This window comes from Lachnoanaerobaculum gingivalis, assembly GCF_003862475.1.
GTDB classification, from domain to species: domain Bacteria; phylum Bacillota; class Clostridia; order Lachnospirales; family Lachnospiraceae; genus Lachnoanaerobaculum; species Lachnoanaerobaculum gingivalis.
In genome coordinates, this window is the sequence record NZ_RRCO01000008.1 from 1 (window position 1) to 20594 (window position 20594).

Annotated in this window: 20 protein-coding genes; 2 read left to right on the forward strand and 18 right to left on the reverse strand. The window is 34.9% G+C overall.

Annotation, left to right across the window (positions count from 1 at the left end; translation table 11 throughout):
* Nucleotides 1-258 precede the first annotated feature (258 nt).
* From EHV10_RS13795 to EHV10_RS13880, 18 genes are all read right to left on the reverse strand, one after another.
* Nucleotides 259-1341, reverse strand: a complete 1083-nt coding sequence (locus EHV10_RS13795) for a tetratricopeptide repeat protein (RefSeq protein WP_128675146.1) — start codon at nt 1339-1341, stop codon at nt 259-261.
* The gene (locus EHV10_RS13800) at nt 1332-1928 is read right to left on the reverse strand and encodes a helix-turn-helix domain-containing protein (protein ID WP_128675147.1); all 597 of its coding nucleotides are present in this window, start codon (nt 1926-1928) and stop codon (nt 1332-1334) included. The genes EHV10_RS13795 and EHV10_RS13800 overlap by 10 nt, the downstream gene beginning before the upstream one ends.
* A gap of 157 nt (nt 1929-2085) precedes the next feature.
* A complete protein-coding gene (locus tag EHV10_RS13805) occupies nt 2086-2745 on the reverse strand; it encodes a hypothetical protein (RefSeq protein WP_128675148.1) in 660 nt (219 codons plus the stop codon).
* A gap of 3 nt (nt 2746-2748) precedes the next feature.
* Nucleotides 2749-3846 carry a UDP-galactopyranose mutase gene (glf, locus tag EHV10_RS13810; RefSeq protein ID WP_128675149.1) on the reverse strand — a complete coding sequence of 366 codons (1098 nt, stop codon included), beginning with the start codon at nt 3844-3846 and terminating at the stop codon, nt 2749-2751.
* A gap of 14 nt (nt 3847-3860) precedes the next feature.
* A complete protein-coding gene (locus EHV10_RS13815; RefSeq protein ID WP_128675150.1) occupies nt 3861-4826 on the reverse strand; it encodes a UbiA prenyltransferase family protein in 966 nt (321 codons plus the stop codon).
* On the reverse strand, nt 4804-5679 hold the full coding sequence (locus EHV10_RS13820) for a phosphatidylserine decarboxylase (protein WP_128675151.1): 876 nt from the start codon (nt 5677-5679) through the stop codon (nt 4804-4806). The genes EHV10_RS13815 and EHV10_RS13820 overlap by 23 nt, the downstream gene beginning before the upstream one ends.
* An 8-nt stretch (nt 5680-5687) precedes the next feature.
* A complete protein-coding gene (locus EHV10_RS13825; protein ID WP_128675152.1) occupies nt 5688-6284 on the reverse strand; it encodes a CDP-alcohol phosphatidyltransferase family protein in 597 nt (198 codons plus the stop codon).
* 1 nt (nt 6285) lies between these two features.
* Nucleotides 6286-6861: a CDP-archaeol synthase gene (locus tag EHV10_RS13830; RefSeq protein ID WP_128675153.1), complete on the reverse strand. Its 576-nt coding sequence runs from the start codon at nt 6859-6861 to the stop codon at nt 6286-6288.
* Nucleotides 6858-7223, reverse strand: a complete 366-nt coding sequence (locus tag EHV10_RS13835; protein ID WP_128675154.1) for a diacylglycerol kinase — start codon at nt 7221-7223, stop codon at nt 6858-6860. The genes EHV10_RS13830 and EHV10_RS13835 overlap by 4 nt, the downstream gene beginning before the upstream one ends.
* Nucleotides 7224-7238: 15 nt before the next feature.
* The gene (locus EHV10_RS13840; RefSeq protein ID WP_128675155.1) at nt 7239-8303 is read right to left on the reverse strand and encodes a hypothetical protein; all 1065 of its coding nucleotides are present in this window, start codon (nt 8301-8303) and stop codon (nt 7239-7241) included.
* Nucleotides 8296-10434 carry a PEP/pyruvate-binding domain-containing protein gene (locus EHV10_RS13845; protein WP_128675156.1) on the reverse strand — a complete coding sequence of 713 codons (2139 nt, stop codon included), beginning with the start codon at nt 10432-10434 and terminating at the stop codon, nt 8296-8298. The genes EHV10_RS13840 and EHV10_RS13845 overlap by 8 nt, the downstream gene beginning before the upstream one ends.
* The gene (locus EHV10_RS13850) at nt 10431-11531 is read right to left on the reverse strand and encodes a DegT/DnrJ/EryC1/StrS family aminotransferase (RefSeq protein WP_128675157.1); all 1101 of its coding nucleotides are present in this window, start codon (nt 11529-11531) and stop codon (nt 10431-10433) included. Before EHV10_RS13850 ends, EHV10_RS13845 begins: the two co-directional genes overlap by 4 nt.
* Before the next feature lie 46 nt (nt 11532-11577).
* Entirely contained in the window at nt 11578-12600 is a 1023-nt protein-coding gene (locus EHV10_RS13855; RefSeq protein WP_128675158.1) for a threonine aldolase family protein, read from the reverse strand.
* Nucleotides 12601-12616: 16 nt separating this feature from the next.
* Nucleotides 12617-13774, reverse strand: coding sequence for a radical SAM family heme chaperone HemW (gene hemW / locus EHV10_RS13860; protein ID WP_128675159.1), 1158 nt, complete (start codon nt 13772-13774; stop codon nt 12617-12619).
* A 6-nt stretch (nt 13775-13780) separates the two neighbouring features.
* Entirely contained in the window at nt 13781-15592 is a 1812-nt protein-coding gene (gene lepA, locus EHV10_RS13865) for a translation elongation factor 4 (RefSeq protein WP_128675160.1), read from the reverse strand.
* A 91-nt stretch (nt 15593-15683) separates the two neighbouring features.
* Nucleotides 15684-16832 (reverse strand): M20 family metallopeptidase, encoded by a 1149-nt coding sequence (locus EHV10_RS13870; protein ID WP_128675161.1) that lies wholly within the window; start codon nt 16830-16832, stop codon nt 15684-15686.
* A gap of 5 nt (nt 16833-16837) precedes the next feature.
* Entirely contained in the window at nt 16838-18601 is a 1764-nt protein-coding gene (locus tag EHV10_RS13875) for an ABC transporter ATP-binding protein (RefSeq protein WP_128675162.1), read from the reverse strand.
* A gap of 175 nt (nt 18602-18776) precedes the next feature.
* Nucleotides 18777-19640, reverse strand: a complete 864-nt coding sequence (locus EHV10_RS13880; protein WP_128675163.1) for an Rpn family recombination-promoting nuclease/putative transposase — start codon at nt 19638-19640, stop codon at nt 18777-18779.
* Nucleotides 19641-19904: 264 nt separating this feature from the next.
* Between EHV10_RS13880 and EHV10_RS13885 the strand changes: the two genes are divergently transcribed.
* Together EHV10_RS13885 and EHV10_RS13890 are read left to right on the forward strand one after the other, a co-directional pair.
* Complete coding sequence (locus EHV10_RS13885; RefSeq protein ID WP_207667171.1) at nt 19905-20120, forward strand: helix-turn-helix transcriptional regulator; 216 nt, start codon at nt 19905-19907, stop codon at nt 20118-20120.
* Nucleotides 20107-20547 (forward strand): hypothetical protein, encoded by a 441-nt coding sequence (locus tag EHV10_RS13890; protein ID WP_128675165.1) that lies wholly within the window; start codon nt 20107-20109, stop codon nt 20545-20547. The genes EHV10_RS13885 and EHV10_RS13890 overlap by 14 nt, the downstream gene beginning before the upstream one ends.
* The last annotated feature ends 47 nt before the right edge of the window (nt 20548-20594 follow it).

Below are 20594 nucleotides of genomic sequence, written 5' to 3' on the forward strand. Positions count from 1 at the left end.
AAACTCAATTCATATAAGCTAAAGTTGATTTTCTGTTGACCTATTTCAAAAAAGTCGTTATAATAATTAACTGTGAGCATAGTTACATTATAACATGTAACGGAGAAAGATGGTTGTCGTTAGCCATCTTTTTTTATGTAAAAATTTAGGGAAGAGCGACTCATTTTGAGTTACTCCTCCCTATTTTATGACTGCCATTTCCCGACAGCCCCCTTTTGCCTCACTAACCCTTTTTTATCAAACAATTAACCAAAGTTATTACAAACGCTTTTTCCATTTTTTTATCATATCAGTGGTATAAGAAATCAAATCTTTATTCTTACTCTCTTGCAAAATTCGTTCCAGCCATATAATTGCCTCTTCAATCTTGTTATCAAAATAGTAGTTATCCGCAACTATACAATAAAGCTCATCTCTTAAGTCGGTTTCTTCATCCGGTAATATATCCAGCAATTCTTTGACTGTTTCTGTAGATTTCTCATACATCTCAAGTTGCTGATATATATACGCCATTTTCCCCCTTGTCTCTATATCATCAGGGTCCAATTCAACAGTTTTTTCAAACCAAGGTATTGCCATGCTGTATTGATAACAGTTGTTTAGAGATATAGCGATAGCATATGCATTATCGGCAGATGGATCATTTGCATACATTCTATATGCAAATGGCAGATATTCCATGTTTTGATCATCTGTTAATCCCTTTGCATAATCTTCCTCTTCTTTTGTGAGTGGAGTTTTATCTCCCGAGTCCGAAAACTCATCTGTCAATATATTTATCCTGTCTTCTTTATGTAAACTGATGAATTCCAGTAACTTAGGAATGATAGCCTCTTTGGCATATTCTGATTGTACAAACCACACATTGGATTGTCCAAATCCCTTTCCTGTTCCATCTTTTGCCGCTCTTCCAACAGTAAAGGTTCTCTTATCTTCCGGTAAAAGATATGCATCCTCCGCCTTACATTCAAACCAATAATATCTGTCAATACCGCTTGCAGGTGTACAACGCATTTCTTTCAAAAATCTGTTTTCAGTTGCATTCTCATACCATCCGACAACCACAGTACCTCTTTCAGGATGAGTAGCACACCAAACAACCAATACATTATTCGTTTCATCAAAATGGCGATACTTCTTGTCAAATTTCTCTATATGAAATTCATCTCCAATAGTTCTGACAAAGCCATAGCAACGACCGTCCATATTTAGGAAGTTCCACTTTTCATGTGCATCCTCATTTTCCTGAACCCATCTGCCTCCTGTTGTCGGCTTTATTTCTCCGGCAATACGACCGTCATAGTATCTCAAATACGCAATATTACAAAATATTATATACATAACTCATCCTTTCTCTCTTCAATAACAATATTCAATGCATTATTCCCATCCTTCAAGCATGCAATAGGCTTATTTCGCATACTTGCAAAATAAGATATCCTCTTTGGCAGCGCTTCTTTTGTATCAACATAGTACTTTGCCTTACCCCTCTCTACTACTAAAAAGAGCTCAAATTCTTCAGGAACAAGTACATCCAACAGATAAAACATATTATCATGAAACTCTTTTAGAAGTTCTCTTCTTACATCCGCAGTACTGTTAGGATTCTCATCTATCAAATCATCTATCCTCTTTAAAACAAATTTTCGTTCATTCTCTCTAAAATCTTCCTGCATTCGTGGTATCTGCTCTCTTTCAAGCAAGCCTACCGGACCATGATACCCCAGAGCATATTTCATCCAATTCAGATCTATATCCAGCAATACAGATAATCTAAAAAGTGTTTCAGCGCTGACGGTATCATTATTAAGCTGTGCTGAAAATGTCGTGTTGTTTATTCCCAGTTCACCTGCAATCTGTTTTGCCGTCCTGTTTCTGTTTTTAATAAAACGCTTTATCATCCCCCCTATATTATTTGTATCTTTCACACCCGGTTCACCTCCCTTGTTTTCCTTTGATATAAATACTATATCAAGTCTTCTACATTGGTAATAGAGCAAAAAAATCCAATGTGGTTGGATTTTTATGAGAAATTACATTCTAAATAAAAAAATCAGAGAGTATTTGATATACTCCCTGACTTTTTTATTTAAACATATCTGCCAAATAAATCCACAATACTAACAATATTTCGCTAAAGGTAAAAGCGGCAGACACAATAGCCAACCTCCTGCCTCTATTCCAATACTTTATACTTATATACAATCCGTCTATAATATCCAACACCGGTATCATCTGCAATAAAAAATGTATTCTTCTTTCTGCAGAAGACATACCATATTTTTTTTTCGTAATATCTAAGATGAAAGCAATTGATGTAAAGCACGGCAACTCTATTACAGTAAATACTATCAAAACACATGGTATTATCCCTATAAAAAGAATAACCAAGTAAAAAACCAAAACAATTATAAGTGGTCCTTCTAACCACCGAATTAACATTCCTATTATTGCAACAATAAAAGTACCTACTATTCCTGCACAGATTAATCCACTAGGCATAGTTATATATTTATATATAAAATATGTTTTTAAACAATAATCTACATCTTCCTCTTTTTTAGCAGATGAAATATTTCGCATTTGTGATATCAAAACAAATACAAACAGGATAAAAGGAATTATTAATACAGTTGCAGTATCATCGCTTATATGATACACCATAGTCAAAACTATTAAACCATATATTGCTATACCGTAAAATATACCCAGCAACAAAGGGTGTGTTTTTTGATTATATTTCATATTTTATAAATTCTTCTCCACGCACTCAAGTGCCGCTTCCACTACTTTATCCATATCATAATACTTATAGGCACCCAGTCTGCCGCCAAAGATTATCTCAGGTCTCTTTTTTGAAAGCTCCACATAGCTTTCATAGAGAGCATTGTTCTTTTCATTATTGATAGGATAATAAGGCTCCTCTCCCTTTTGCCACTCACTTGGATACTCTTTTGAAATAATGGTAAAATCCTGATTGCCATACTCAAAATGCTTATGCTCTATTATTCTTGTGAATTTCACATCTCTTTCAGTGTAATTTACCACTGCATTTCCCTGATAGTTTTCGGTATCAAGTCTCTCATCCTCAAAGTACACTCTTCGATACTCCAACACTCCAAGTTTATAGTCAAAGAACTCATCAATCATTCCTGTATAGACAGTCTTTTTTTCAAAATCAGGATTTTCGTTTATGAAATCTCTGTATTCGGTATTTGTCCTTACCTCTATACCCTCAAGAAGCTTTTCAACTATACCTGTATATCCGCCTATCGGAATACCCTGATATCTGTCATTGAAATAATTATTATCAAATGTAAATCTAAGCGGCAATCTCTTTATAATAAATGCCGGTAATTCCTTGGCATCTCTTCCCCATTGTTTTTCTGTATATCCCTTTATAAGCTTTTCATATACATCCTTGCCCACCAAAGATATAGCCTGCTCTTCCAGATTCTTAGGATCTGTAATACCTGATTCCTGTCTTTGTTTTTCTATAATTGCTTTTGCCTCGTCGGGTGTCTTTATATTCCAGAGCTTGCTGAATGTATTCATATTGAAAGGAAGATTGTAAAGCTCATCCTTATAAATGGCAACAGGTGCATTGATATAATTATTAAACTCCGCAAAATTATTGATATACTCCCAAACCTTTTTGTTTGATGTATGGAAAATATGCGCTCCGTATTTATGTACATTTATCCCGTCCACATTCTCCGTATAGATATTTCCGGCTATATGATCTCTCTTATCAATTACCAAAACACTCTTGCCACGCTTCTTTGCCTCATATGCAAATATTGCTCCGAAAAGCCCTGCTCCAACCACTAAAAAATCGTATTTCATACACTACTCCTTATCTATATCTTTCCAACTATCAGATAAATCACTATAGTTGCAATCATCATACTTTCCTGTATATATGTGTATCTTTCCACCTTGCTGACAATTCTGTATTTAGTAGGATCCTTCTTATATTCAATGAATTTCATAGAACACCATACGGTATTTACAAGCAATGCCACTACAGATATCTTATTTAGATTCCATACAAGTACAACATTTGTAAGTATATCAAGCCAGGTAAGAACAAATACAAAATCAACGCATTTCTTATATCCGAAAAGCTTCGAATATGTCACATACTCTGTCTCCTCTTTAGGTGCACGAATCTTTCTTGAGATCTCCCAAATAAGTGCAGGGAAGTAAAGTGTCATTACAGCCATCAAATTTGTAATATCAAATATCGGCAGCTTATACTTCATTATCGCATATGAGATAACATAGATATTCAATATGATCTGCACCGGATTATGTGTAACCAAGGCGAGTGGCAGAGACTTTGCTATCTTATGTCTTTGGAAAAACCATACCGCCATCAAACTTCCATAAGTATAGAGTATCAGACAGAATATAAAGTTCCTCATAAAAAGTATATTTATGAAAACAGTTATTCCGATAAGTATTGTTGCAAAAATCCTCAAATCATCCTTATGTACTCTACCTGATGGAAGCGGTCTGCTTGCAAAAAGTCTGCAATCCAACTCATAATCTTTAAAGTCATCTGCAATACGAAGCCAAAGTAAAAAGCTGAATATTGTGAATCCTCCGATTATTACACCTCTTACATCATGCTGTATTAAATAAGATATCAAATCGGACTGACCTTCCACCTTATCAAATAAAAGCAGTTGTTTTCCCGTTACTCCGTGATTTAGAAGTACAATAAAGTATATTTCCAAAAATACAATGTACCCAAGGCATAATCTTGGAATCAGCGGAAACATTTCATTAAAATAAACTCTAAGTCTCTTTAATCTTTCCATATCCTATCCTCTCCCCGATTCGGATTTTAGTTTCAAAATTTCTTTTACTGTTTTCTAAGATATCTTCATCTATCTCTATTTCCTTACCGACAATCTCAACTATAGTTGAACCTCCGTATGAGAAATACCCCTTTTCCTCACCTCTGTAAAAGAGCAGTTTATTATAGTTATGAATATGTCCGACAAGCATTGCTCCTATCTCCATATGAAGCATCTCTCCGCTCTCAGTCTTCCAATATTCCAGCACCCTTTTATTCTCTGCAAATGCTCTCCAATAAGCCGCATCTCTTCTTACACTCTCAAGCCTTCCGGCAATTTCTTTTCTTTTCTCACATCTACCCGCTATCGGATAGATATACCTGTGATAATCGCAAAGACTCAGTCTGTATAATAAAAGATATCCACCTTTTGCCCAGTCAGGCAATGGTGCTTTCAACAATTTATCGATGTTATAAACATTGCCCTTTATCATTATACTAAGTTTTTTATTTCCAAGATAGAGTTCTTTATCTTCTCCTATTTTAAATACTCGAAGTTTTCCGCTTGCAGTTGCAAGAAAACCCTCTTTGTCCACATTTATCTTTTCTTTTCTTGAAAAAAAGTCGTCAAAACTTTTAAAATCTCTTTTTAATAATGCTCCATCCAAGCCGTATTTTTTTACAAATCCTTTTATCTTCTTTTTTGATACCGGACTTTTATAATATATCGACAGCAATTTTGAAAAATATGGCCTTGCAAAGAAAAGCTTTAAAAATATCCTGCCGATAAAACTGTGATATAAAAACTCTATGATCTTTGACGAGTCTTCCTCTTCTTTTATTATTCTGCCTGTTTTTCTATCAATTATTTTCAAAGTATCACCTACATAAGCAATAAAGCTATAAATACTATGGCAAGAACAAGAAAGGCTACTCTAATATATAGATTCGGCTTTTTTATTTTCTTATTCCATAAAAATGCCAATATCAAAAATACATATAAACACTCTATGGGAAGAACAAAAAAGCTTTCTGCATACTTTGAGATAACCACATAAAGCGATATAAAAAATGCCGAGTAGGTTACCGCAAGTCCTGTAAAATACAGTTTATCCTCGCTTCCCTTACAGTTAAAATATGCCAGTCTGATAATTACAGCCAAAATATAAAGACTCACAAGCACAAAGGACATATAGATATTTTTACTGAAATAACTTATATATATCTTTGCCGGAAATAATCCAAATGAGATCAGATCCGCAAATGAGTCTATCTGCACTCCTAAGTTTTCTTCAAGCTCGGTTCTTTTATACATTCTTGCAAATATTCCGTCAAACGCATCACAAAGCCCTGCAAGCATCAGCAAGATAGTTGCAAGATATAAGCTGTCTGCAAAGAAAATCCCGAATATTGATATCAATACTCCTATATAGGTCAGTATAACACTTGGATGATATACTCCCAAAAATATCTTTTTCATATTACAAATACTTTCTTACTTTAAATAAAATCAAAATCATATTTACAAGTACATGGGTAATGCCTCCAAGAATAACAGCCAAAATATATTGCATGAAGCTTAGCCTTGCAAGTATTGCAAGCACCGACATTACACCTATCATTGAATCTATCTGATCATATACAAATGTAAATACATTTACAGGAAACCTTCCTCTTGAACCTGCATCGATATCAAATCTTCTTTTTAAAAAGCTGTTTGGCAACTCAAAAATCATATATGCAAATCCAAATACAGCACCCGATAAAAGATTAAAGCAGGCTGTATTAGGATAATTTTTATAAATAAGATTGTAATGCTCAAGTCCCATAAACTTTAAAAATGCTCCCCAAAGTATGGCTGCAATGGCAGTGCCAAGCATCATTCCTATAAATCCAAGAAGCGTCTTACTGTCACCAAAAATTCTTTTGCCGTTTAAACTCTTGCCTCCGTCTACCGGAACCTTTAAAAAGGATAATGCCTTTATCTTTACAAAGAGCATATTGAAAACTCCGCCTATAATTACTGGAAGCATACTTGTATATAGTGATATTATCATAATGCCACTCCTATATAATTTAGAAGCTCTATAATTTGTACGGCAAAGAATGCGATACCGAAACAGAGTACTCCAGCCGCTCCCATATCCTTAATTGCTTTTATCTCAGGATGGACATCCTCTGAAATAAAGTCTGAAATATGTTCTATGGAAGTGTTTACACATTCCATGCCATAAACAGCCGCAGATGTAATAACAAACGCCAGCCAACCGGACTTATCTATTTTAAATACAAAAAAATCCAAAATAAAAAATATAATATTTATCACAATATAATATTTATAATTTTTTTCTGTCTTTAGAGCAAATATAAGCCCCTCTATGGCACAATATATACTTTTTAAAAATGTTTTATTCTTCATACATATCCTCAAATTCTAAAGCATTTTTTCAAGCATCACATACTTTCTTTGCTCTTTTATCTTATCCTTAAAATATCCTCCGCTCGCTTTACCGCTGTGAATAAGTGCAGATATTCCGCTCGCCTTTTTTTCTTTCAGACTGTCCACCACCTGTTGTGAAAGTGCTGATCCAAGTCCAAGACAGTCTCTTTTAATTCCCATATACAAAAGTACATATCTTTTTGCATGAGACTTCACATTCATCACACTGAGTAAGAGTTCAGGTGTTCTTGCTTTACAAAGTAAATTTCCGTAATCAGGCAGGCATATTAAAAAGCCCTTTAAATCTCCATCCTTGTACGCAAGAAAAACCGTCTCCGGATCTATTACCATTTTCAGTTGTGAATAGAGCTTTACAAAGTCCTCCTCAGATATCATCTTAAAGCCGCAAAAGTCTTTATACCCTTCAATTAGAACAGGATATATATCCCTTAAGTATTTTTCAAAATCATCTACATTCGGATGTGTAAATACATACCCCTCATCTTTTGCACTCTGAAGTCTCTTTCTCGCCTTTTCACTGTCAAAGCTTTCATCAGCAACATCAAAGAAATTGGAAATATATTCCTCAGATACTTTAAAACCGTTTTCCTCCCAAAGTCCCTTATAATATACCTTATTTGCAGGTTCTCCTATATATGGCAGATCTTCAGAGGTACAAAAGCGGTACCTCGCCCAAAATGAAAGATCTATAGGCCCCAAAATTTTCTTCTTTCCCTCTTCTCTTGCAATACTTTCACCTGCTGTAAGTAATTCTTTTGCCGCTTCACTATTATTGATACATTCAAAAAAACCTATATAAGCTGTATCGTCCTCATAAAATGAAAGTAGGCATCTGGCTACTACTTCATCATTTTTATTCTTTGCTATAAGCGGTACTGTCTTTACACCTTTACATAAAATATTGGTGTTTTCCAAAACCTCTCTTTCAAAGATTTTATCCTGCATTATATGTTTATCATCATAGACTTTTGAGGGAAATCTAAGGAACAATTCTTTATCGTTGTTCTTTTTCACTATGCTTACATTTATCTCACTCAATTTTACTCTCCCTTATTACCTTACAATAGCCCTTATCACCATCCAGTTCCACCATATCACCACTTCTTATTTCACTCATCAAATCGGGAATTCCAACCACTGCAGGCTTTTTTAACTCTCTTGCAACTATTGCAGTATGTGAAAGCAAGGAACCTCTCTCTGCAAGAATCCCCTTTGCCACATCAAGGAGAAGAAACCATCCGGGATCTGTGGAATACGTAGCTATTATCTTATCCTTAACATCCTTTAATGACACAGTTCTCATATCAGTGATTTTTATAACTTCACCGCTAAGCTTTCCACTTGAAACTCCCCTTCCTACAAGAAAATCTCTCTCGGATTCTTCATCATAAATACTCCTGTCCATAAGTGAAAAATCAATAACCGGATTACCCAAAAGCTCAATTTTTTTAATATTCGGAAGCTCATTGTATACAAGCATCAGCCTTTTTTCTTCTTTTATGTCCTCAGTAAAGTCTTTACCTGAAAATATCATATCTCTTATTTGTGGAAGAGATAAATAATAAATGTCTTCACCTACAGTCTTTGAACCTATTTTGTCTATAAGTTTTCTCATAAGTCCAAAGAGTCTACTTCTGTTCATTCTTGATATCTCACGGTAATTAGTTGAGCTTCTTGCCAGAGATTTCTTTATATTTACAGGGCTTTCTTTTGTATCCTGTATCGGTAGTGCGGCTCTTTCTTCTACCATTTTATCCAGAAGTTCCGGATTTGTGGCAAATGTCCTTGTTTCAAGCTTTAACTCCCCTATAGTTCTGTCACCATAGTATTTGATATAATCTGTTTTCTTTTCTTTGTATTCATCCGATTCCATCCCGAATTTTAAATATGTATACACCAATTCATTCAATGCATCTACCGGCTTTTTACTTTCAAGTGCCAATGTATTTTTCACCTTGCTTCCTGCAAAATGCGTGGACAAAAATGACACCATATCATTTATCAAGGTCCAGTCCCATTCTTTAAAGAATACATCTTCCATTTCTAAAAAAAGATTGTACAGCTTCTTTGGATCGTCTTCATTTTCGACTTTTACATTATAGCATTGGAATTCTTTTTGGAAAAATACAGACAATTCCACCATCTTTTTTTGTGAGATTACAAACAGATAAAGAGTTGAAAAGAAAAGCTTTGTTTTTATAAATAAGCTCGGTCTTTTTTTAGAAAAGTAGATTTTTTCATCCTCTACACCAAGCATTTTCTGCCAAATAGGAATAATCTTTGAAGAGAAAGGTAATAATCTTAAAATATCGTACCAACTGCTGATTTCATAGTACATCCTTCCACCAAAGTCACTGACCATATGTGTAAACAAGTCCTCATACCGGTTAGCTGATTTTCCGATTACTCTTCCTATAAGTCTTGTAAATATCCTTGTATATACCTCCCCGGCAAAGCTTCTTGTAAGCTTAGAGCTCACTCCGGGGTAACTTTCTGCAATATTGCTGTTATCTAAAATGCGAATATTCTTTGTGAAATCAAGACTCGTAATTTCCCTTGCCTGTAGAATATATACTTTTTCATCCTTGACGGCAAACTCTATATCCATCGGCTTTCCAAAAAGCTTTTCAATTCTTTCCCCGATTTTTTCAAGTTCTTTTACAAGGTTCTCAGGAAAGTTCAAGGCATTTCCCTCTTTATATGTAGATCCGTCTCTGTAGTGATGATAAGTAATTGTTTCTGCTTTATCCTCTACTATACTACTTCCAAGTCCTTTTCCTACCACTATCACCATCTCATTTAAGATGCCTTTAGGATTGGCAGTAAATAAAACACCTGAATATTCGGAAGCCACCATTTCCTGAATTATTACACTTGATATTTTGTTTTCTGAATGTATACCAAGCTTTTCTTCGTAGTATCTGTTTTTATAACTGTCTACCACTGATTTTATAGCTTTATCCACTTCTGATTTTGAAACATTTAAAACAGTTAAAAATTGTCCCGCATAGGAAAACTTTTTGCCATCCTCATGTGCATCATTTGAGCGAACGGCAAAAAGTTCCGAATCAAAGTATGAAAAATCGATTCCTTCTCCCGGATAGACTATTTTAAACTTAGGAACCTGAAAGCCGTTTTCTTCCAAAACCTTTAAGTTTCTTGCTTTCATAGCTCTCTCCGTATGACACTGCATATCCTCTCTACATCAGCCTCTTCCAAATCAGGATATATCGGTAAAGTCAAAACCTTTTTTGAAATATCGAGGGCAATAGGTGTTTCGTTTGGATCAAAGTTTTCACTATAACATTCATAGGCATTTGTACATGGATAAAAATACTTTCTTGCAAAAATATTTTCCTTTGCCAATTTGTCATATAGTTCATCTCTGCTGCCCTTTTCCACCACTATCGGAAAGTATGCGTAATTGTATGTTGTATCATCATTATATTTATTAAGTCTTATCGACTTTATATCTGATAGTCGCTCTATATAAAGCTCACAGATCCTCTTTCTTTTTTCTATGTACTCGGGAAGATGCTTCATATTGCAAAGTCCCATTGCTGCAGCAAACTCATTCATCTTTGCATTACTGCCCACATACGGAACATTTTCCTTATCCGCAATACCGAAGTTTTTCAAAAAATCCAAAGACTTTCTTCTGTCCTTATCTCTTAGAGCTATAGCACCGCCTTCTATGGTGTTAAATACCTTTGTTGCGTGGAAGCTGAATATACTCATATCTCCAAAATCCGCCACGCTCTTTCCTTTATATCTCTCACCGAATGTATGTGCCGCATCATAGACTACGTATAATCCATGCTTTTTTGCAATGCTTTCAATAGCTTCCACATCACATACATTGCCATATACATGCACAGGCATTATAGCTTTGGTATCTTTTGTTATAATCTTTTCTATTTTTTCAGGATCTATTGTAAAATCATCTTCTTTTATATCACAAAAAACAGGCTTTAGCCCGTTTCTTACTATGGCATGAGTTGTAGAGGCAAAGGTAAATGGAGTTGTAATAACTTCACCTTCTATCTTTAGAGACTGTAACGCAAGTTCCAATGCCAGATGTCCGTTTACTGTAAGGACTATATCCATATCATCCATGAATTTACTTAAAGTATCTTCAAGCTTATTGTGTACATCACCCATATTGGTGAGCCAGGCACTCTCCCATATCTTATCTACATACTCAAGGAATTCCTCCTTAGGAGGCAATGTAGCCTTCGTGACAAATATTTTCTTTTCTTCCTTCATACGCCTCCTTGTAATCTGTTGGATTGTAAAATAAAGCCTATTTAATTTACAATACAGCTATCAGCCTCTCCACATCCTCATTCTCTGTTGCCCAGCTTGTGCAAAATCTTATAACATGCTTTCCGTTTTGAAGAGTCTCCATAAATCCGAATCCTATATCTTTTGAAAGTCTCTCCCTTGTAGCATCGTCCACCACAATAAACTGTTGATTGGTAGGTGAGTCTATATAGAGTTCATATCCCTTCTCAATCAAAGCCTTCTTTATCTTAATAGCGGTATCTACACCTTTTTTCCCAAGTTTTTTGTACAAATCATTGCTGAACAATGTATCAAACTGTATTCCGAGAAGTCTTCCCTTCGCCAATACTGCTCCAAAGAGCTTCATATTTGTAAAGAAATGTTTACTGAGCTCTTTATTTGTAAATACTATCGCTTCGCCTATCAGTGCACCGCATTTAGTACCGCCTATATAAAATACATCACATAACTTCGCAATATCTTCCAAACCGATATCACATTCACTGCTTCCAATTGCATATGCAAGTCTTGCTCCGTCTATAAAAAGAGGAATATTATATTCATTACAAACCGATTTTATCTCTTCTATTTCCTTCTTTGAATACAAAGTTCCATACTCAGTAGGCTGGGAAATATAGACCATTCCGGGATATACCATATGCTCATGATTTACATCTACATAAAAATCTCTGCAAAATTTCTTTATATCATCTGCCGCAAGCTTACCGTCCTTTGACCTCAATCCGAATACCTTATGTCCGGTATTTTCTATAGCTCCCGCTTCATGTACCGATATATGTCCGGTATCTGCCGCAATTACACCCTCATAGTTTTTTAAAATACTTCCGATAACTATTTTGTTTGCCTGTGTACCACCGCTTACAAAGAAAATTTCAGCATCAGTCTTTATAGCTTCTTTTATCTTTTCTTTTGCCAAAATACAGAACTCATCACTTCCATAACCTGCTTGCTTGGTTAAATTACTTTCCCTTAATTTGTCTAAAATCTCAGGTGTCGCACCCTCGCTATAATCATTTATAAAATATAACATACTTCCTCTTAGTATTTTAATCCAGTAAAAAGTCGGACATTACCATATTGCTGAGATCAAGTCCCTTTTCGGTTAGTCTTAAGTTTGGTGAATTATATTCCATAAGCTTTAACATCATATTTCTCTTTATCTGTCTGTCAAATACCTCAAACATATCCACACCGAATCTCTCGTTGAACTCATGTCTGGATACACCTCTTGTAAGTCGTAGGCCGAGGAACATAAATTCCTCCATATTTGCCTTGATGTCAAGTTCCTCCAAATCACGGTAGAGCGGTGTAATATCTTGCTGCATCTTTACACTCATATATTTTCTGTAATCTGATTCCACATGGAAACGTCTGTTCATCACATATCCTGAAGCTCCTACTCCAAGACCAAGATAAGAAACTCCTGTCCAATAGCCTATATTATGTCTGCACTCTCTTCCCAGCTTTGCATAATTGCTTATTTCGTATCTTTCATATCCATGTTCTCTTAAAATGTTCTTTGTAAGAGCATACATCTCTCTGTCAATATTTTCATCCGGCAGCAGTAAACTTCCTTCCTCACTTCCATACTTGTCAAAGAATGGAGTGTCAGGCTCTATTATAAGTGAATATGCGCTTATATGCTCAGGCTTTAGCGCACATACTCTTTTTAATGTAGTCTTATAGCTGTCAATTGTCTGATTCGGCAAACCGCTCATAAGATCTACATTTATATTTGTAAACCCATACTCTCTTGCAAGCTGATAGCTTTGTAAGAAATCTTTATAAGTATGTATTCTTCCAAGTTCTTTAAGCTCCTCCTCAATACTGCTTTGCAAACCGAAGCTTATCCTGTTAATTCCGGCCTTTTTGATATGCATTATCTTGCTCTTTGATAATGTCCCCGGATTACACTCAATAGAAACTTCCGCATCGGTTTCGACTATAAAGTTCTCTCGAATAGCATTCATAATATCGAGTATCCAGATTCCGCTAAGTGTAGTCGGAGTACCTCCACCGATAAAAATTGAACTCACAAGATATTCACCGTAATTTTGTCCCTGCGCTTTTATCTCCTCTATAAGCTGATTGACATAGGCTTTCTTTTCACTGTCATCAGCTCTAAAGGATAAGAAATCACAATACCTACATTTTTCTTCGCAAAATGGTATATGCACATATAATTCCAACTTTTTCATTGACATACTTTATCAATCCTCATCCAATTTAAGTACACTCATAAACGCCTTTTGAGGGATTTCAACATTTCCGATCTGTCTCATCCTCTTCTTTCCCTCTTTTTGCTTCTCCAAAAGCTTTCTCTTTCTTGAGATATCTCCTCCGTAACACTTTGCCAAAACATCTTTTCTCATGGCTTTAACAGTCTCTCTTGCTATTACCTTTGAACCGACTGCCGCCTGTATAGGAATCTCAAACAGATGTCTAGGTATCTCCTCTTTAAGCTTCTCACACATCTTTCTGCCTCTTTCATAAGCAGAATCCGCATGCACTATAAATGACAGGGCATCCACTTCTTCCTTGTTTATCAAAATATCCAGCTTAACAAGCTTTGATGGTACATAGCCCTTTAAATCATAATCCAGTGAAGCATAACCTCTGGATCTTGACTTTAGTGCATCGAAGAAATCATAGATTATTTCATTTAAAGGTAAATCATATTTTAAAATCGCACGATTTTCCTCAATATATTCCATACCAAGATAAATACCTCTTCTCTCCTGACAAAGGTTCATAATCGATCCTACAAATTCCTTTGTAAGCATTATCTCGGCAGAAACTATCGGCTCCTCCATATGCTCTATCTCTGAAGGATCTGGCAGATTTGAAGGGTTGGTAAGCTCTATAACCTCTCCGTTAGTTTTAAATACCTTATATACAACACCGGGTGCAGTAGTAACAAGATCAAGATTATATTCTCTCTCAAGTCTTTCCTGTATTACTTCCAAATGTAAAAGTCCAAGGAAACCGCATCTAAATCCGAAGCCAAGTGCAAGTGAAGTCTCCGGCTCAAAGAAAAGCGAAGCATCGTTTAACTGCAACTTTTCAAGTGCCTCTCTAAGGTCATTGTACTTTGCACCGTCTGCCGGATAAAGTCCGCAATAAACCATAGATGTTACCTTCTTATATCCGGGCAATGCCTTTTCACAAGGATTATTGTTTAATGTAATAGTATCACCGACTCTGGTATCCTTTACATTCTTTATACTTGCTGTAATATAGCCTACCATACCTGCAGAAAGCTCGTCACATGGGATAAACTGGCCTGCACCGAAATACCCTACATCAACGACTTCTTCCACGGCACCTGTTGCCATCATTCTTATAGGATCACCTTTTTTTACACTGCCCTCTTTGATTCTGACAAATACTATTACTCCCTTATATGAATCATATATTGAGTCAAATATCAGTGCCTGCAAAGGTGCTTTAGGATCTCCCTCAGGTGCCGGAACTTTTGCAACTATTGCTTCCAAAACATCCTCTATATTCAGTCCTACCTTGGCTGAAATTCTAGGTGCATCATGTGCCTCTATTCCTATAACATCTTCTATTTCGCTTGCAACCAAATCAGGATCGGCGCTTGGCAAATCCACCTTATTTATAACAGGAAATACTTCCAGGTCATGATCAAGTGCCATATAAACATTGGCAAGAGTCTGTGCCTCTATACCCTGTGCCGCATCTACTACAAGTATGGCACCGTCACAGGCAGCCAAAGATCTTGAAACCTCATAGTTAAAATCTACATGTCCCGGTGTATCTATAAGATTGAATATATATTCATTCCCGTCATTTGCCTTGTAAACAGTTCTTACCGCCTGACTCTTTATGGTAATTCCTCTTTCTCTCTCGAGGTCCATATTGTCAAGAACCTGAGACTGCATCTCCCTGCTGGTCAAGAGTCCTGTCTTTTCTATAATTCTGTCTGCAAGTGTAGACTTGCCATGATCTATATGTGCAATAATACAAAAATTTCTAATTTTACTTTGATCAACAATCATCTTTTCTTCCTATCATTAAACCTTGAATAATAATGCTTATAATAACATTTTTTCGGCATTCTTACAATAATAGTGGGAAATGAAGCGCTTATTACATAGTATACATTATGTCAATATACAGCTTACATGAATCAAAGAGCTGTGAGAGCTTTACATATTCATTTTCCCTATGTACCACCGATAAATCTCCCGGTCCTATAATTACAGGTATAAGTTCATTTTTTATAAGCATACTTGCATCTGTAGAGCCTGTAAAAGTATCAAACTCCGGATCTATACCGAGTTTTTTTAGTGTGGCTTCTATAGTCTTTATAAGTCTATCTTCCCTTGATGTATCCCATGATGTTCTCATATCGGCTATCTCATATGTAGCATCAAAATGAGAATTTTCAGCTTTTATTTCATCTATAAGTTCATCCAACTTTTCCCATATATGCTCAGGCTTATGTCCAACCTGTAGTCTGGCATCCACTGTAAACACACATCTGTCAGGCACTACCTGCGGCTCCACACCTGCGTTTATAGCTAATGTTCTCCAGAAGGTATCAGGATACTCTTTAAATTCAGTGTTCTTTATCTTTTCTATAAGCTTTATCGCAAGATATATGGCATTTTCACCCACACCCTTTTGTGAACCGTGAGCAGTCATACCATGTACACATACATCAGCCCATGTTCTACCCTTTTGACGATTACATATCTTCATATCCGTAGGCTCACATACAATAAGATATTTTGCATTATCGAACACCTTATTTTGATATAATGCCTTTGATCCTTTCATAAAGTTTTCTTCATCTATGGTAGCCGCAATTATTATATCCCTTTCAGGAATAATATTATTTCTCTTCAAAAGTATCATAGAATATATAGCACTTATAAGTCCGCTTTTCATATCGGCACTTCCTCTGCCATATAATTTTCCGTCTTTTATAGTTGATTTAAACGGCGGTGTATTCCATCTTTTTATCTCATCATCAGATACCGGAACCACATCCATATGACCGGTGAAAACAATAGCATCCTTATTTGTTTTTCCGCTAAGCTTTGCTATGATATCATATCTACCCTCTTCCACCGGTACACTAAAATACTCAATACCGTTTTGTTTTAGCAGACTTTCCACATACTCACACATCGGTTTTTCATTTCCTTTCGGATTTGTACTCGGTATGTCCACTGCTTTTGAAAATATGTCTACCAGCTCTTTTTTATCTATCAAATCAAAAATACTTTCCATAATATTTATTCCTTTAGTTCATCAATATTCTTATTATACAGATTAAAATATATTCCCTCTTTATTCATCAGCTCTTCATGTGTGCCTGACTCTTCTATACCGTTTTCTGTAAGCACCAAAATCTTGCTTGCATTTCTTATAGTTGAAAGTCTATGTGCTATTGTGATTGTAGTTCTGCCCTTACTTAGTATTTCAAGTGACTGCTGCACTATAGCTTCAGAATTATTATCAAGTGCTGAAGTCGCCTCATCAAGTATAAGTATCGGCGGATTTTTTAGAAATACTCTTGCTATACTTATTCTCTGCTTTTGTCCACCTGAAAGCTTTGTACCACGCTCTCCTATATATGTATCAAACTTATCCGGAAGTTCCATAATAAAGTCATAGGCACCCGCCATCTCGGCGGCTTTTTTCACATTCTCAAAACTTGCATCTTTTTTTCCGTAAACTATATTTTCATATATAGTTCCTGAGAACAAATAAACTTCCTGTTGCACTATTCCTATATTATCTCTCAAAGATTTTTGCTTAATATCTCTTATATCTGTGCCGTCTATAAGTATTGCGCCTTCAGTAACCTCATAAAATCTAGGTATAAGATTAGATATAGTTGTTTTACCTACACCTGAAGAACCTACAATCGCAATATTTTCACCTTTATTTATTGAAAAGCTTATATCATCAAGTACCTTTGCATCACTGTCGGGATATGCGAAACTTACATTCTCAAATTCTATATCTCCGGATACATCCGTTAGCACCTTAGCATTTTCCTTATCGACTATATCGTTCTTTACATCCATTATCTCAATGAATCTTTCAATGCCTGTCATTCCCCTTTGGAACTGCTCCATATAGTCAACTATTTTCTTTACTGTATTTAAAAGCATATTTATATACAGTGTATAAAGAAACATATCTCCCGCATTTATTTTCCCGACCTTCATATAGTAGCTTCCCAGTACTATAACTGTCAGATACATAATGCCGTCAAATATCCTATATACCACCTGAAAATTTGACATATGCTTGTAGAACTCTTTTTTAATATCCAAAAATCTCAAATTTTCTTTATGGAACTTCTTTACTTCCAACTCTTCATTTGCAAATGATTTTACAACCTTTGCACCCAGAATATTATTTTCAATACCTGAATTAATCTCGCCAACATGATTTCTTTGTTCCTTTTGTGCCTTTCTCATATGGTTATTGGTGGAAGACATAAAGAACACCATTATCGGTATCATAATAAATATGGTAAGTGTAAGAGTTATATTTATATTTATCAGTATTACAAATGAAACTACAAGTTTTACAACTGCTATAAAAAACTCTTCAGGACAGTGATGTGCAAACTCTGTAACATCAAACAGGTCTGTAGTAATTCTTGATAATATCTGACCTGATTTATTTGTATTATAGTAGGAATAAGGGAGTTGCTGTATATGAGAGAAAATATCATATCTCATATCCGTTTCTATCTGTGCCCCCATTACATGACCTATGTTTTGCATGTAGTAGTTTGCTATGGTATCCACCACTCTGAGTAAAACAAATATTACTCCCAGTGTCAGTATAAGTTTTACTGTCAGTAGGCTTAAATCCTGTCTTGCAGTATTTGTCAAATACCTAAGTATTATCGGCAACACCAAATCACACATGGTTGAAAAACCTGCACATATAAGATCAAGTATCAGTGTAGGATAATACTTACCGTAATATGGTAAAAATCTCTTGAGCAAATATGAATTTGTATAAGTTTTTTGCATAAGATCTCCTTCTTTGATTTATAGTTATATAAGTAGTATACACAATAATAATTTCACAATATTTTTAGTATAACACCTTTCAGCATAAGAAAGAACTCTAATTTTATACGAATATATTTGTCTTTTAACTTATAAAAAAGGCAGCCTATGCTGCCCCCATTAAGTTTCTACCATTTTATTTTATATATTTTTTAAAGTCTTTGGCACTCATATCTGCTCTGATTGCCGCTTCATCAAGACTAAGTATTCCATCCTTTACCAATGATATAAGTGTATTTATGGTACCTTCCTGTCTACCTTCCAACCTTCCTTTTTCTATCCCCCTGGCCTCTACTCTATCCAGCACTTCACACATATTGACTTTCTCCTTCCCCTTCAAATCGTTTATGGTTTCTTCAAATCTGTTATCTCCGGTCATCGCAGACATTAATGTTAAAAGTTCTTCTACATGAGCAATATTGGTTTCATCAGCTATATAATCTCTACTTTTTCTCATTTGATACAGGTAATCAGCCAATATCCTAAAATCACTTTTAAATAAGTCTACCTTTTCTCTTTCCAGATATGCTATTTCAAATAAGTTTATCTTAAAATCGTTTACATAAGGACGAATATCTTCGTCTATATCAAGAACATCAAAAAGTCTTTTTGGATAATTCCACCTCTTTTCATATCCCAAGTACAGTACTAAGGTAATAACAGGGTACTTTGCCCTGTCACTATTTTCTTTTCTACTTTGCTTTACATACTCTGCACCGTCATAACCAAATACTCTAAGAGGCATAAGTTTATTTGGTACCGTCTGATTTTCAAGTCCAAATAATGCGACATTGATTTTATTTTTACGCCAATACTTTGCTATATCTCTTTCCTGTGTTCTGACTCTTCCGTCAATCTTTAACATACTCATCGGCAATGCATCTGTAAGTGCGGATTCATCAACCACATCTCCACCGGCAAACAAAAGTACATTTAAGATATCAGCAAACACATCATTGTACTTTTCAAGCATCTTCTCTGTTATGTCTTTACCTTGCACATCTCCTCCTTATTATACCAAAAAAATTTACTGTTGGATTATTTTTTGAAAAATTAGAAATTTAGAAATTAAAACCATATAAGACACTTTAATTCTAATGTATATATCTTCAAAATACAACAACAATCTTATTATTGTGCTTGCCAAACTGCTTTCAATATTCTTACAATATTGAAATATAATTTATGTAAAGATAGCTTGACATAAATCAAAAAATTATTTATGCTTAATGTAAAGTAAGCTTTACATTAAGGGGTATTGTATTTGAAAAATAACTTAGATAAATTAAGAAAGCTCAAAGGTTTAACCCAAGAAGAATTTGCAAATGAATTAAAAGTATCAAGGCAGACTGTCAGTGCAATAGAAAACGGAAAGTATAATCCATCTTTGGATTTAGCTTTTGAAATAGCTTTATATTTCAACAAGACAATAGAAGAAATATTTATATATGAAAAGGAGGAAAACCATGAAAAGAAGTAATATAATTTATGGGCTGACTTGTATTGTATTATCCGGAATATCGTTATATATAGCTATTATTTTTGATGCTAATAAAATGTCGGGAGTATTTTACGGACTAACAGGTGCGTTAGGAGTCGGCTGCATTGTCAATATAGCTCAGTATTTTTATTGGAAAAAGCATAATGAAAAATATGAGGAAAAATTAGAAATTGAAAGAATAGAACAGCAAGATGAATTAAAACAAAAGCTTAGGGATAAATCAGGAAGATATGCTTATTTGATTGGGATATTTATCACTGCTCTATCTATTATGGCATATTCTTTACTTGGAGTATTAAACATCATGGATACAGAATATATCGTGATCCATTTATCAATATACTTGATTAGCCAATTATTTATCGGAATAATAGTATTTAATCACTTATTGAGAAAGTATGATTAATAAAATATTAATCATAAAAAAGACAGCTATCGCTGTCTTTTTTATAT

Coding starts and splice junctions, on each gene's coding strand:
- lepA (WP_128675160.1), bottom strand. CDS start 15,592: ATGATTGTTGATCAAAGTAAAATTAGAAATTTTTGTATTATTGCACAT.
- EHV10_RS13890 (WP_128675165.1), top strand. CDS start 20,107: ATGAAAAGAAGTAATATAATTTATGGGCTGACTTGTATTGTATTATCC.
- EHV10_RS13805 (WP_128675148.1), bottom strand. CDS start 2,745: ATGAAATATAATCAAAAAACACACCCTTTGTTGCTGGGTATATTTTAC.
- EHV10_RS13795 (WP_128675146.1), bottom strand. CDS start 1,341: ATGTATATAATATTTTGTAATATTGCGTATTTGAGATACTATGACGGT.
- EHV10_RS13875 (WP_128675162.1), bottom strand. CDS start 18,601: ATGCAAAAAACTTATACAAATTCATATTTGCTCAAGAGATTTTTACCA.
- EHV10_RS13850 (WP_128675157.1), bottom strand. CDS start 11,531: ATGAAGGAAGAAAAGAAAATATTTGTCACGAAGGCTACATTGCCTCCT.
- EHV10_RS13855 (WP_128675158.1), bottom strand. CDS start 12,600: ATGTTATATTTTATAAATGATTATAGCGAGGGTGCGACACCTGAGATT.
- EHV10_RS13835 (WP_128675154.1), bottom strand. CDS start 7,223: ATGAAGAATAAAACATTTTTAAAAAGTATATATTGTGCCATAGAGGGG.
- EHV10_RS13830 (WP_128675153.1), bottom strand. CDS start 6,861: ATGATAATATCACTATATACAAGTATGCTTCCAGTAATTATAGGCGGA.
- EHV10_RS13825 (WP_128675152.1), bottom strand. CDS start 6,284: ATGAAAAAGATATTTTTGGGAGTATATCATCCAAGTGTTATACTGACC.
- glf (WP_128675149.1), bottom strand. CDS start 3,846: ATGAAATACGATTTTTTAGTGGTTGGAGCAGGGCTTTTCGGAGCAATA.
- EHV10_RS13815 (WP_128675150.1), bottom strand. CDS start 4,826: ATGGAAAGATTAAAGAGACTTAGAGTTTATTTTAATGAAATGTTTCCG.
- EHV10_RS13845 (WP_128675156.1), bottom strand. CDS start 10,434: ATGAAAGCAAGAAACTTAAAGGTTTTGGAAGAAAACGGCTTTCAGGTT.
- hemW (WP_128675159.1), bottom strand. CDS start 13,774: ATGTCAATGAAAAAGTTGGAATTATATGTGCATATACCATTTTGCGAA.
- EHV10_RS13870 (WP_128675161.1), bottom strand. CDS start 16,832: ATGGAAAGTATTTTTGATTTGATAGATAAAAAAGAGCTGGTAGACATA.